Annotated in this window: 17 protein-coding genes; 6 read left to right on the top strand and 11 right to left on the bottom strand. The window is 33.3% G+C overall.

Features of this window, described 5'->3' with window-relative positions; translation table 11 throughout:
* From SMAR_RS06845 to SMAR_RS06830, 4 genes are all read left to right on the top strand, one after another.
* A complete protein-coding gene (locus SMAR_RS06845; RefSeq protein ID WP_011839600.1) occupies positions 1 to 891 on the top strand; it encodes a GtrA family protein in 891 nt (296 codons plus the stop codon).
* A 41-nt stretch (positions 892 to 932) separates the two neighbouring features.
* A complete protein-coding gene (locus tag SMAR_RS06840; protein ID WP_011839599.1) occupies positions 933 to 1205 on the top strand; it encodes a DUF5622 domain-containing protein in 273 nt (90 codons plus the stop codon).
* A gap of 68 nt (positions 1206 to 1273) precedes the next feature.
* Positions 1274 to 1564 carry a hypothetical protein gene (locus tag SMAR_RS06835; protein WP_011839598.1) on the top strand — a complete coding sequence of 97 codons (291 nt, stop codon included), beginning with the start codon at positions 1274 to 1276 and terminating at the stop codon, positions 1562 to 1564.
* A 4-nt stretch (positions 1565 to 1568) separates the two neighbouring features.
* Positions 1569 to 2357, top strand: a complete 789-nt coding sequence (locus SMAR_RS06830) for an HAD-IIA family hydrolase (RefSeq protein WP_011839597.1) — start codon at positions 1569 to 1571, stop codon at positions 2355 to 2357.
* On the opposite strand, the gene SMAR_RS06825 is transcribed toward SMAR_RS06830, so the two are convergent.
* The 10 genes from SMAR_RS06825 to nucS all read right to left on the bottom strand — a co-directional run bounded on the left by SMAR_RS06825 (position 2343) and on the right by nucS (position 9714).
* A complete protein-coding gene (locus tag SMAR_RS06825) occupies positions 2343 to 3029 on the bottom strand; it encodes a metallophosphoesterase (protein ID WP_011839596.1) in 687 nt (228 codons plus the stop codon). The two genes, SMAR_RS06830 and SMAR_RS06825, sit on opposite strands and share 15 nt — an antisense overlap.
* A gap of 291 nt (positions 3030 to 3320) precedes the next feature.
* The gene (locus SMAR_RS06820) at positions 3321 to 4148 is read right to left on the bottom strand and encodes an NAD+ synthase (RefSeq protein WP_011839595.1); all 828 of its coding nucleotides are present in this window, start codon (positions 4146 to 4148) and stop codon (positions 3321 to 3323) included.
* 107 nt (positions 4149 to 4255) lie between these two features.
* Complete coding sequence (locus tag SMAR_RS06815) at positions 4256 to 4936, bottom strand: TIGR00296 family protein (protein ID WP_011839594.1); 681 nt, start codon at positions 4934 to 4936, stop codon at positions 4256 to 4258.
* The gene (locus tag SMAR_RS06810) at positions 4926 to 5462 is read right to left on the bottom strand and encodes a DUF5615 family PIN-like protein (RefSeq protein WP_011839593.1); all 537 of its coding nucleotides are present in this window, start codon (positions 5460 to 5462) and stop codon (positions 4926 to 4928) included. Before SMAR_RS06810 ends, SMAR_RS06815 begins: the two co-directional genes overlap by 11 nt.
* Before the next feature lie 52 nt (positions 5463 to 5514).
* Entirely contained in the window at positions 5515 to 6363 is an 849-nt protein-coding gene (locus SMAR_RS06805; protein ID WP_011839592.1) for a CBS domain-containing protein, read from the bottom strand.
* A 22-nt stretch (positions 6364 to 6385) separates the two neighbouring features.
* Positions 6386 to 7336 carry a CBS domain-containing protein gene (locus SMAR_RS06800; RefSeq protein WP_011839591.1) on the bottom strand — a complete coding sequence of 317 codons (951 nt, stop codon included), beginning with the start codon at positions 7334 to 7336 and terminating at the stop codon, positions 6386 to 6388.
* Positions 7337 to 7563: 227 nt separating this feature from the next.
* The gene (locus SMAR_RS06795; RefSeq protein ID WP_011839590.1) at positions 7564 to 7989 is read right to left on the bottom strand and encodes a CBS domain-containing protein; all 426 of its coding nucleotides are present in this window, start codon (positions 7987 to 7989) and stop codon (positions 7564 to 7566) included.
* Positions 7990 to 7999: 10 nt separating this feature from the next.
* Positions 8000 to 8275, bottom strand: coding sequence for a U6 snRNA-associated Sm-like protein LSm6 (locus SMAR_RS06790; RefSeq protein WP_011839589.1), 276 nt, complete (start codon positions 8273 to 8275; stop codon positions 8000 to 8002).
* 103 nt (positions 8276 to 8378) lie between these two features.
* Positions 8379 to 8951: a class I SAM-dependent methyltransferase gene (locus SMAR_RS06785; RefSeq protein WP_011839585.1), complete on the bottom strand. Its 573-nt coding sequence runs from the start codon at positions 8949 to 8951 to the stop codon at positions 8379 to 8381.
* Complete coding sequence (nucS, locus tag SMAR_RS06780; RefSeq protein ID WP_148676771.1) at positions 8926 to 9714, bottom strand: endonuclease NucS; 789 nt, start codon at positions 9712 to 9714, stop codon at positions 8926 to 8928. The genes SMAR_RS06785 and nucS overlap by 26 nt, the downstream gene beginning before the upstream one ends.
* A gap of 175 nt (positions 9715 to 9889) precedes the next feature.
* Here nucS and SMAR_RS06775 point away from each other — a divergent pair, with 175 nt between their 5' ends.
* Positions 9890 to 10510, top strand: coding sequence for an SAM-dependent methyltransferase (locus SMAR_RS06775; protein WP_011839583.1), 621 nt, complete (start codon positions 9890 to 9892; stop codon positions 10508 to 10510).
* On the opposite strand, the gene SMAR_RS06770 is transcribed toward SMAR_RS06775, so the two are convergent.
* Positions 10502 to 10795 carry a hypothetical protein gene (locus SMAR_RS06770; protein ID WP_011839582.1) on the bottom strand — a complete coding sequence of 98 codons (294 nt, stop codon included), beginning with the start codon at positions 10793 to 10795 and terminating at the stop codon, positions 10502 to 10504. The two genes, SMAR_RS06775 and SMAR_RS06770, sit on opposite strands and share 9 nt — an antisense overlap.
* 93 nt (positions 10796 to 10888) lie before the next feature.
* On the opposite strand from SMAR_RS06770, the gene rqcH reads away from it, so the two are divergent.
* The gene (gene rqcH / locus SMAR_RS06765) at positions 10889 to 12880 is read left to right on the top strand and encodes a ribosome rescue protein RqcH (RefSeq protein ID WP_011839581.1); all 1992 of its coding nucleotides are present in this window, start codon (positions 10889 to 10891) and stop codon (positions 12878 to 12880) included.
* Positions 12881 to 12969: the final 89 nt, after the last annotated feature.

Below are 12969 nucleotides of genomic sequence, written 5' to 3'. Positions count from 1 at the left end.
ATGAAGAAATACAAACTATTAACGATTAGAACAAAAGTTGGCGATAAACTAGGTTATAGAAGCGATAATAGTGTGAAAGAAATAAGCGAGATCCTTAGCCGAGCCAGAGAGATTGATGGAGATAAAATAATCATTATTCCAGATATTCTTTATCCCTATAAAGACGAAATATTGAATATTGCAAGGAAATATGAGAATACAGACTTAGTCATAATAGTTGGAAAAAACAAATCATTCATAGCACGTTTATTTGGTCGACTAATACATAATCCCCTAGCATCTCTAACCAAGAATAAGCTGAGCATTACAGCTATTATTTCAAAGAATATATTAATGGATGAGAAAATAAAGTCTTTCAACGATATAGTAGATAAAGCTAAACACGTAGTTGAAATAGTATATGATGTTCCACTACATATATATACTTACATGTTATATGGCAGACTACCTAGCAAAATATTGTTAGCCGTTTTAGAGCCTATTCGAATAATAAAGTTTGCACTAGTAGGATTATCTGGATTCTTCATAAACTATCTCACCGTAGCTCAAGTGCTCAGCCTTCTAACAACATATAGTATTTTATATCAGACCACAAGCCATTTCATAGCCTCAATTATGGGCTTCGAGACCAGCTTAACATGGAATTTCATCCTCCACGAACTATGGACTTTCAGAGACCTGAAACTGAGTAAAGGATTATTTGCACGTATTAAACGATGGCTTAAATATCATGTTGCATCGATTGGAAGCTTCATAACACAAACAACATCTGTAACAATATTATCAGGCATTATAGGAGCTCCTCTACTATTTTCTGTTGCTATAGGTGTAATGTTGGGATTCATTGTAAATTATATGATCGGTAGATTTTATACGTGGAGCGAAAAATGAAGCAACAAGGTAAAAAACCCATTTTAAACTAGGTAAAATATATGTATGTATGGCGAAGAGGTGCTAAAATAATGGGGTTGAAGCACGGCAAGTATATATATGTTGAGAGAAAAGATGGTTGGTATGTCAAGGTAAGGGTTCTAAATATTAGATTAAAAAAGAAAGATAAAAAGGAGAAATACAGTTTCGATATTAACGATCCCGAAAAATACCTAGTATTACAGGTTAAAACCAGGAAACCACCGTTTAAAGCACAAATTATGAGAGAAGATGATGTTCCAGACGAAGTTAAAAAAGCATTATACCAGGTATAAACCCGGACTTTTTATATTAACGTATTAATTTAAATATTATCCACAATATTGTGGTAGGGTTCTCAGAATTGAGCATAGAACAACTTGTTGAAAAACTTAGAAATATATATGGAAAAATAGTTAAAGAAAACCAAGGCTACTATTATTCGCTAATTATCTATGAGAAAAATGAGCCTAAATACCTACTATGCGTTAAGACTACAAACGGGATCATATATGGTAAAATAAGTTTGTTTAACAAAATTAGTAGCCTAGTTTGCGAAGACCTATTATACGATCCGAATGGACTATATATTTTCGCTAGATCAATAGATGAATTTGTAGAGAAAACACAAAATAAAACAAAGTATCTGGTGTGAAAAATTGTATAAAGGAGTTATCATTGATTTAGACGGGGTTGTTTGGCGTGGCGAAAAGCCTCTGAAGAATAATATTGAAGCAATAAAGAAACTTGAAAAATCAGGGTTGAAAATAATTTATTTATCAAATAATGCTACAAGATCACGTATAGAATATGTCTACAAAATTAGAAGGTATGGATTGAAAGCTAGTGAGAAAAATGTTATTAATTCAGCATTCGCCGCTGCCCAATATATAGTTGAGAATGGTGGTTCAAATATATTCATTATAGGAGAGGCGGGATTATATTATGAATGCACAAAGGCTGGATTATTACCAGTAACTATTGGAACTCCTGCCCAGCACGTTTTAGTTGGTTTAGATAGATTTGTTACATATAATAAATTATTATATGCAACTGAATTGATACGTAATGGTGCTAAGTTCATAGCTGCTAATACCGATAAAACATTTCCGGTAGAAAACCGGCTCGATCCAGGGGCCGGCAGTATTGTAGCATTTCTAGAAGCTTCAACAGGTAAGAAACCAGATGCAATCATAGGAAAACCTAATCCATGGATTCTCGATCTAGCATTGAGGATGAACGGTTTGAGTAGAAAAGATGTTTTAATAGTCGGCGATAGACTAGATACTGATATTTTATTAGGTATAAACTGCGGCGCTGATACCTTATTAGTATTAACGGGTGTGAATTCTATAGAAGATATAGAGAAAACAGGTATTAATCCTAAATATGTTGCTAAAGATCTTCTTAGCTTCATAAATGATTATCCCGAATTATTTGGGCTTTAAGAAATTGTTTATCCAAACATTTACGGTGCTATTATTAATTCTTGCAATACTATAGTATCCTCTCATGAATGGTCCTGGATTAACTATGATAGTCTCATTAATGATCTTGTAGCCGCTATATTCGTGTAAATGCCCAGTAACCCATAATAATGCACCATGCTCGTCGAGAAACTTTCTCAAAACATGTGATCCAACATTTTCTCCGTTAATATTATCCATAACACCATATATGGGGATATGTGTAACCATTATTAATTGCTTACTATCCACATTTATTACCATATTAACAAATTTTTCAATTTCTTCTTCGCTCCATTCAATAAGGGTATTAAATGGTGTAAAATTGCTTCCGCCTATACCATATATCATGTAGTTTTTAAATATTCGTTTTCTACCATGTATATTGTATATTTTATATTCCTCTATTTCATCGATATCGAGTAATTTAGGATCGTCACAGTTTCCAGGCACAAAATACACAGGTTTATCTAGTTTAACTGCAAATTCTTCTAATATTTTAATTGCATGTTTTACTCCACGAAAGTATGTTAGATCACCTGCTATTATCACTGCATCTATAGATATCCTTGTATCATGTAAATGCTTAACTAATTTATCCACATATCTTATTCTATCATGAATATCTGTTAACAACAACAATGATAAAGACATGTATATCACCTTATTCCTCGAGAATTTTTGAACAATAAAGTTGGAAGTAAAGAACATTTTCCCCGACATACTATTTTCAAAAATAAAGTATGAGCAACTAATAAACTATATGATTCCATATGTCTTGTTTTGTTTGTTCTATTCTTTCTGCGCTAGGTTTTTCGTCCCCTTTATAAGGAGTACGTAGAATCTCAGGGTGATCCTATTGCAATTTTCAAATCACAAATATATCTTATAATAATCTATAAAAGAAATGATTAATTTAAAGTAACCAAAAGATAGTGAACATTATTATATTTCCCTTATAGGTTCTTTAACCCATGGGAGGCTAGGTATTGGTGGAGATAGTCTTTTATGTCTGGTTTTTCTATGCATTTCCAGTATCTTAGCAACTATGGACGGATCTACCCCTGTGTGTTCAGGTACTTTTTCTGGTTCTATGTGTTTATCGAATAATGCGTAGAGAACTAGGTCTATTGTTTCATATTTTATTCCAAGTTCTTCTTCAGCTTTATGGCCCAGCCATAAGGCTGGGCTACTGGGTTTAGAAGTAATTTTCTCCGGCAATCCTAAATAATCACCCATTTTTCTGACTTGGGTCTTAAAGAGGGATCCTATAGGTAAGATGTCGACACCTCCATCTCCGTACTTGGTAAAGTATCCAATTAATATTTCGCTTCTATCCCCTGTCCCTACCACTATGTAGTTATGTAAATTAGCATAGTAGTATAGTATGTTCATTCGTATTCTTGCACGAAGATTACCGGTCGGTATATTATAGTTTATGTTAAAGAACGGCATTGCGCTATACGAGTCAACTATATCATCAATCCTTATAACATAGTATTTGATACCATATTTTTTAACAAGCCATAATGCATCCTCAATATCCCTTTTTGGCGTAACTCTAGTATCTGGCATGATCAAAGCTGTAACTCTTTCTATTCCAATAGCCTTCATTGTCAATAACAATGTAACTGAAGAATCCACTCCACCACTTAAACCTATTACTGCACCTTTTAGATTAGCTTCTTCGATCTTGTTCTTGATAAACTCTATTATTGTTTTCTCTGCTTTATCATATGGTATATTTATAATGTCTTTGATTGTGATTACCATTGTAATCCCCCTATAATATATAATAATACCGTTTACACAATGATCCAATTATTAGTTAATAACATTGATTAATGATCGATTGCTTATTTTATTCTAGGCTCTTCTCTTTACCTGATCATTCTTCTACATATTTCACGGTATTCCCTGATCATATCTCTCTCAAATATTTCTCCGCGTGGAAGCTTTTCGCGGAAGGCTCTACCTTCATATGAATATATATGGACTGATGGATCTAGCCAGCAATCTGGCTGTAATCCAGCTTTAATACATGTTTCTGATAGAAAAGTTTCTTCATCCCAACAATACTCGATGGGGACAACAGGTAATAATGTGCCTTTAAACCAGCCTTTCTCTACTACGAGTCCATGCTTACCTATTTTTATCATATTCGGAAGATCCCATCTATTACGTACAATTATTTCCTCAGGTTCCGATAATACTGTTACTTCAAATATAATATTATCTAGTTCTTCAGGTCTTAGAGGGGGAAATCTAGGATCATTAAATGCTGCTTCTAATGCAGACTTAATAGTTGACTCCACTAAGCTATATATTGGTGCAAGAAATCCTATGCATCCTCTAAGAGTTGTTTTTCCATCGGGATGCAATGTCTCGATTGTTGTGAAAGTCATGCCAGGTCTTAAGAATATTTCAGGAAGATCTCTGGGTGGTTCAATGCTTACTCCACGGAGAAGCTTTTCCTCAACAGCTTTTCGAGCAAGCTTAACAAGAAAGATACCATCATTAATGCTTAATTCAGATGGATGAACTGGTTTCTTATCTGACAATTTTTCTCCCCATACTTCTTTTTATAGCTTCATATTTTTTTCTTGCCTCAGACAATATTTCTTCAATTTTCCTCCAATGTGATCCTATCCAATATATTTTTCCGCATCGTGTACATATCCAGAAATCGTCATGTAACAGATATACTTTCCTAGGAACTTTGCCTTCCACTTCTTTTTTCTTAGCCTTTCTTAATTCACCATTACATAATGGACAACGCGACTTATCCATATCAATATGTAGTCTAATACCCGCAACATAGGCTATATATGCTAGCCTTTCTGACACTTCATCCATGTCTAAATAAATACTTTTAATTCCATTATTTAACGCTCGATGATGAAGTCCTCTATCTCTTGTAATAATTATCCTTCCTTCTTTTCTTGCAATATCCAGTATTTTCCAATCCTCATATTTTCGATCATATAAAGTATCGTATCCTAGCATTCGAAGCCATCTAGCTACATTACCCAACATTGTGTCAACAATAAATTTTGGTTCATCACTCTCGTTTTTATCGCGGTACATAATTTGAAGACCTTTGAAGAAATTAATAAGATATAGGGCATACAAAATATGTTTAACTTAGCTCCTCTATTAATTCCTTTTTATTAGTATATATATGTTTCAATATAATGTGAGGAGTTACAACACCTGCTATTCTACCTATCTCATCTACTACAACAGCTCCCCTACTATTCTTTTTCATAATACTTATAACAGCTTCTGAAACAGTATTTATAATTCTCAGTTTTGGTGGCCTAAACCTCATTACATCTTCTACTATTAAATGTGATATCCTCTCCTTCCTGTATTTAGCAGGTACAATATCTTGGAATCTCATTAGTGAATATGCCACTTCATATATTGTTATATATCCTACTAATTCATCGTTTTCATCAACTACTGGCATAAAGCTTATATCATTACTAAGCATATCTTGTCTTATTTTCAGAATTCTATCAGTAGTTCTAGCGATAAGTGGGTTTGTATCCATTATATGTCTAATCTCGGTATCATCTTTTTCAGCTACTCTAAGAAGTGTATCTCTGAGAATTCCCCCCATAATATTTCCTTCCTTATCTAGTACGGGAAGTATACCATAGCCTTTGTCAACCATTAGCTTGAAAACATCGAGAAGACTTGAGTCGATGGTTATGAATGCTGGATTTATACTTATAAAGCTTGAAACGTGTAGTTTGCCAGGAGTTGTTTGCCTCATTCTTTGTGTAGCAATTTTTTGAACTATATCTCTGCTAGTTAGTATTCCTGCTAGTTCTTTTACTTCTTTTCCCGGCTTCAATACTCTGTTCTCAGTCACTATTACCTTATCTATGCCGGTCTTCTCTATTAGTTTAAATGCGTGATATAATGAATCATTTTTATCGACAATGGGTATATCTTCTCTTATTAGAGATTCAAGCCTCAATGCTTATATCACCTATAAATATTTACTTCTTTATTGATAATGCATAGAGTATGTCACGTTCTGTTACTATACCTAAAAGCTCCATTTTATCATTAACTACAAGAGCTGAACCAACGTTTTTCTCAGCCATCTTATGAGCTGCTAACCCTAGATCGTCATCAGGTTTTATAATAACAAGCTCTCTAACCATGATATCGTCTACCGGGATCTTTAATGCTTCCCTTATATCTCCGCTGACCGTGTTTTTGAATGCTTCATGTGTGCCGAAGTATTTTATAATATCCATTGCGGTTATTATCCCTAGAACAACATTTTCACCGACAACTGGGATTCTTCTGAATCCATACTTGATTATTTTTTCCATTGCTTCCTTAATAGGTCTTCCAGACTCTATTGTTACTACGGGGCTGCTCATAACATCTGCTACTTTAACACCTATAGATATACTGTACGATAAATACTTTATTAGATCATGCTCTGTTATGATCCCATAAACTCTTCCATCACGTAGAACTATTGGTACAATACCTATCTCATTCATAACCATTTTTTCAAGTATATTTGATAGTTTTTCATCAATATATGCTACAATAGGGTTCTTTTCCATAATTGACTGAACTGGTTCTTGAAGAGCAGAATATATATTGTAGCCGTGTCTTTCCTCAACTATTTTAAAGTATTCTCCCCCGCCCAAATAATTTATGACATGAGTCGACAATAATAGCCCCGCAATCTTATTGGAAACAGTAATGACTAAGCTTCTATATCCTTTAGCCATTTCTTCAACTGCTTCAAGCAACGGCGTCGATGGACTTGCTTGTTTAACTGGTTTTTTAGCTATTATCTCCAATTCTTCGGTACTCTTATAGATTCTATCCTCAAAATTCGGCGTACCATCGCTTCTAAGCCAACGATGTTTTTCCACTCTTCTAGGTGCACCAATAGAGCGTCTTACAGGACTTTTCCCAGGCATATAGTTCACCTTGTATCTCAACTACTAAAAAATTCGCCTGTTCTGTTTAAAATACATATTGATTCAACAATAACTCGATTAACTTATAATATAAGTATGTGTTAATACTTATGAATGATAATAATAGCTTATACTATTCCATATCTATTGATTAATGGTGTGCTTGAATAAGTAAACTATATATAAATTTGATTCATGAATATTATGGGCAATAATAGATGATAACATTATTTTTTGATCCTTCTAGCATTTACGATCTCTATGACGTCTCTGAAAACCTCTAATAGATCCATATCACTTATCATACCGATTACTTTATCACCTTCTCTAACAGGCAGATGCGATATATTGTTTCTAATCATTAAATCTAGTATTTGAACTATGTCACTACTAGAATCAATCATTATCAATGGAGTGCTCATTATTTTCTCGACAGGTTCTTTTTCAGGATCTCTTTTCTCAAATAATACTCCCCATATAATGTCTCTCTTAGTTACGATTCCTATGGGTCCTTCTTGATCAACTACTATTAATGCCCCAATACCCTCATTTATCATTCTTAGTGCAGCTTCTTTGATAGGAGAATTTTTATCTATGAATCTTATTTCAGGAGTCATTATATCGTATGCTTTAAGCAGGTATTCCTCTGACAAAACACTACACCTATCCAACAGCTATTTCTGGAGCTACTTGTCCATAGTTTATGCTTATAAATACTATGTGGCTTCCTCGAATAAGCACTTTTCCATATCTAGCAATAGGTTTTCCATCGTCTCCGTATTCTTGACAATTGCTAAGTACAACGTTCATCGTATGATCAACCATATTTAGTGTTCCTATATACTCATGTCCATCCTTGATCTTAACTAGAACTATTTGGTTTACAGCACTCTTTAAGTATTTGAGCGGGGTAGCTGTTTTGGGTTTCGGCACTGACATGGTTATTCCCACACCTAATACTGTGTTATTTTCTTTCGTAAATCAATAACCAAATGCCTAATATAAAGGCTTTACTGAATAAATATTTTGATGCATTCTAGTCCTAGCTATATTTTTTATACATGTAGAAGTTATCTATTTTAAAACCAACATATTTAAATTCATTGTCGAGATCGGATGGTGATCTCTGCCCATCATATATCTTATTTCTAGGTATAGTTGTAATTATAGCGTATCCTTCTTTAGTAAGTGAATTTTTTATTTTCTTAAGTATACTCTTTTTATTTGTTTCATGTATATTATCCCATACTGTGAACATGAAGATCGAATCTATTGATTGATCTATTAAATCTAGATCTTCGGCATATGATAAAATGTATATTATTCTTGGATCCCTATACTTATCAATAGCCTTTTTCAACATCTCAATACTTGGGTCAATACATAAGTATCTATGAAATAAATCTAGTTTTTTAGATAACAAGTATTCAATTAATAGCCCTGTTCCACATCCTATATCGAGGATGTTTTTGCCTGGCACTAGTCTAAGTTCTTCAAAGACATAGTTATATTTGGTATATTGTTCTTCTTTATATAGTGAATCATATGTTCTAGCAGTGATATTATATAGCTTAACTGGATCTACGTGTTTATCTTTTGTTTTTGAGGAAGTCAAATAGCGTCCCATGCTTTATGTTTTTATTTTTTCTATATTTCCATATTTTCTGTAGATTTATTTCTTTCCATTCAAGTCCTAGCTTGTAAGCTGATTCTATTGCTGAGGAGGTAATGGTTGGCGCAACTAGGATTCCTCTGGGTTTGACGCCGGTTTGCTTCTGGTATGTTTGGACATAGTTATATAATTGTAGCATAGCTTCTCTCGTCGCAGTAACTCTTTTGATCTCAATAATGACAGGGGTGTTTCTAGCATCAATACCGAATAAGTCGGCATAGCCTTCACCTATTTTCTTCTCCTTTTCTATGATCTTTAAACCTTCCTCAATGAGCTCTGGATGTTCATAGAGAATATCTCTTATTTCATGTTCATCCATATACATTATGAATTCGCCGTTATCTACTAGTTTACCAGTTATAATAGTGTATATTCTCGTTAGATATACCCAAATAGTTTCTCTCGGTTTTCTTCTGACAGCCATTATAATTAGTTTATCTTTATCAAGACGGGTTTCAATAATAGATGTTGCGGGTTGCCAATTAACTGGAGAATAACCTGTTGGTCTATGCACTAGAAAGGCTCCATCTTGTTTTATAATTATAACTCTTTCACCAAGTGTAAGCCTGGACTCGCTTCTACCTTGATAATCAACACTACACTCGCCAACAATTATTGTTAATTCTTTACTAGATACAGCCTTACTAATGATCTCCAATGCTTCGCTAAGGGTTGGATTGATATAAGTCTTTATCAACTTTACCATCATTAATTCATTATTGCATTATTTCATTTAAATTATTTATAACGGGATTTAGAAAATATAATTTGTAAACTACTAAAAACAATGCAACACATTAGTAAGGAAACAAGATAAGGCACAAATGGATGATAAATATTCATGAATACACTAGAAAACAAAAATAATAAACGTGAAGGAAATGAGAAAACCAATAATTATAATAGAACATTTAGAACCTGAGTTTAGTATATGGTTGTTTCTAGAATACCGTCATTCATCACTTATATATGGATCCGATTATATATGGTATACTAGTTTACCGTTAAGATATCATAAGATAATGAAGAAATATGGAAAAACCTATGAGGAAAGTATTATAGATTTAGTTAAGCAGGGATATGTCGACGAGAACAAAATAATAATTCTTGATCCAGCAGCTGAGGAAAAATTATCTTTTAAGGATCTAGTCGAAAATGATTATGTTATAATAGGAGGTATATTGGGTGATCACCCGCCTCGCAAGCGGACTGAAGCTCTTCTCTCTAAGAGATTAAGAAATGTTAAAAGAAGAAATATTGGTGATGGACAATACAGTATTGATGGAGCAGTATATTTTGTTAATTCATTATGGTATAATAAATCAAGTGAGAAAATACAGTATATTGATGGAGTTACTTTGGAAACAGAATATGGTTATATTAGATTACCATTTAGATACCCTATAATAGATGGCAAACCATTGTTATCAAGCGAATTAGTTGAATATTTGAAAACTGGTAGGATTCCTGAAAATATTAAGAAGGAATTAGGATTAACCTAGGAGATCGTATAGGACAAGAAATATTGCTAGCCAAGTAGCATAAAAAGTAAGTAATCCCCTAACAAATACTAAGAATAAGCTTCTACTACGACTCCAATATTGAATATAAAACGCGGATCCAACATATACTATTCCGGCTAGAACCCATATAGTACTTGATAAATCGAGTGTTAGAAGAGTTATGCTTAGTTTATATACTAGGAAATAGGAAATAAGACCATAAATAATCCCTAACACTGCTCTTATAATAACGACTCTATCATCTAGCTTACTTGGTTTAAACATATCTATTCTCCAAACCCAATTTATTGAAAACCCTATTTTCCGATATATACATTAAATGGATTTATCAATAAAACGGTTAGGTGATAGTTTAACATGATTAAAAAAGCAATGGATATACTAGATATTTATAGTTGGACAAACAATTTTGGAAAACAAGTCATTGGATGTTTCATTGAAAACATATATTTTACAGGTTTTTATTGGTTATTAAAAATTAGATGCCCTGGAAAAGGAAAAAGCTACTTAAAAATTGAGCCAAGCATTCGTCTCCACGTATCAAACATCGATCCTTTAGAGAAGAAGATCGATAAATTCTCCTCATTTATGAGAAAATATATTCGAGGAGCAAGAATAGTAGATGTAAAACAACTTGGATGGGAGAGAATAATAGAGTTACATGTTAAGAGTAGAAACAAAAAATATATACTTATTAATGAGATCATGCCTCGAGGTTTCTTAGTATTAACAAATGAAACATATAATATATTATATGCCAATAGGTTCCAAGAACTTAGAGACCGCATCATCAAGCGTGGAAGCAAATATACACCGCCACCCGGTAGAATAGATCTTTTAAAACTAGATGATGCGAAACTATTAGAACTACTAGGTGAAGGAAAAGACTTAGTTAGAGGTATTGTTAAAGGATGGGGATTACCAGGATATATTGCTGAAGAACTAATATATCGTGCCGGACTCTATGAGAAAAAGAACTACAAGATCAATATGATCGAAAAGACAGATCTATATTCACTAATTTATATATTCGAAAAAATTATTAATGAAGTTCTCGAGGGAAAAGGCTACCTAGTTAAGCTAAATAACGAGCCACACATTTATACGTCTTACGAACCCAAACTATATAAGGAACTATACGAGTTAAATGTGGAAAAATATGATGAATTAAACCATGTTTTAGATATTTACTATGGTGAATACGAGAAGAGAATATATTATGAACAAAAAACAACTAAGCAACAAATGCTCATAGAGAAGATAAAGAAGAATATAGAAGAACAACAAAAAATTATTAAGAAATATATTGAAGAATCGGAGAAGTATAGAAAATTCTCAGAAACATTAGTTACAAACTATAATGTGCTGGAAAAAATCCTTAAATGCGTGCATGAAACTAGGAGAACTAGTGGTTGGGAAAAGATCGTTGAGAATTGTCCAAATATTGTAGAATTTTATAAGGATAAGGGAATAGTAATTGTTAAGCTCGATGACTATGAAATACCGATCGATATACGTTTAGATACGTGGAACAATATTCTCAGATACAAAAAATTATCTGGAGAACTATTAAAAAAAGCTAAAAGAGCTGAGGAAGCACTTAGAGAACTCGAGAAATCGTTGGAGGAAGCTGTGAATAAAAAACAATTAATTGAGAAGAAAACCGAGATAGGAATAAAGCCTCGTCTATGGTATGAGCGATTCCATTGGATGATTACAAGTGAGGGGTTCTTAGTTATAGCTGGGAGAGATGCTGATCAGAATGAGCTAATTGTTAAGAAATATATGGAGCCCCATGATATATTTCTTCATGCAGATATACATGGAGCACCAGCTACAGTTATAAAAACACATAATAGGATGCCGAGTCAGAAAAGTATTGAAGAAGCAGCAGTTATAGCAGCTTGTTATTCTAAGGCTTGGAACGAAGGGTTTGGAGCAATAGATGTTTTCTGGGTACATGCAAGCCAGGTCTCTAAGACTCCTCCAAGCGGAGAATACTTGTCGAAAGGAGCATTTATGATATATGGGAAGAAAAACTATGTCAAGACAAAACTTGAGCTAGCTATTGGTATAGAGGAGAACTGCGACCCTGTCTACGGATTATATCAGAGAATCATTGTTGGACCTGAAGAACTAGTAGCGAATAAAAGCATAGTGTATGCTGTTATTGTTCCGGGAGACATGGGTATAGGCGAAGTATCAGATAAATTAATTAGATCCTTCCATAAAAAGCTCGAAGATCATGTTATAGGAATTACTAAGAATGAATTAATGTATAGATTACCTGGTAAATCGCGGATAATAGGGATAAAACGAGGCAAAGCTCCTTTGATTACTGAATGTTAATATAGCTTCAGGGTTATTAGAGTGGGATATAAGATTTATATTGTCACCAAAATATCTATATAGATAAGCTTATTTGATTTTATCAATTA

It is taken from the genome of Staphylothermus marinus F1 (genome assembly GCF_000015945.1).
GTDB lineage: Archaea > Thermoproteota > Thermoprotei_A > Sulfolobales > Desulfurococcaceae > Staphylothermus > Staphylothermus marinus.
The sequence above is the reverse complement of the archived record's forward strand: the minus strand, read 5'-3'. Positions and strand labels throughout refer to the sequence as shown.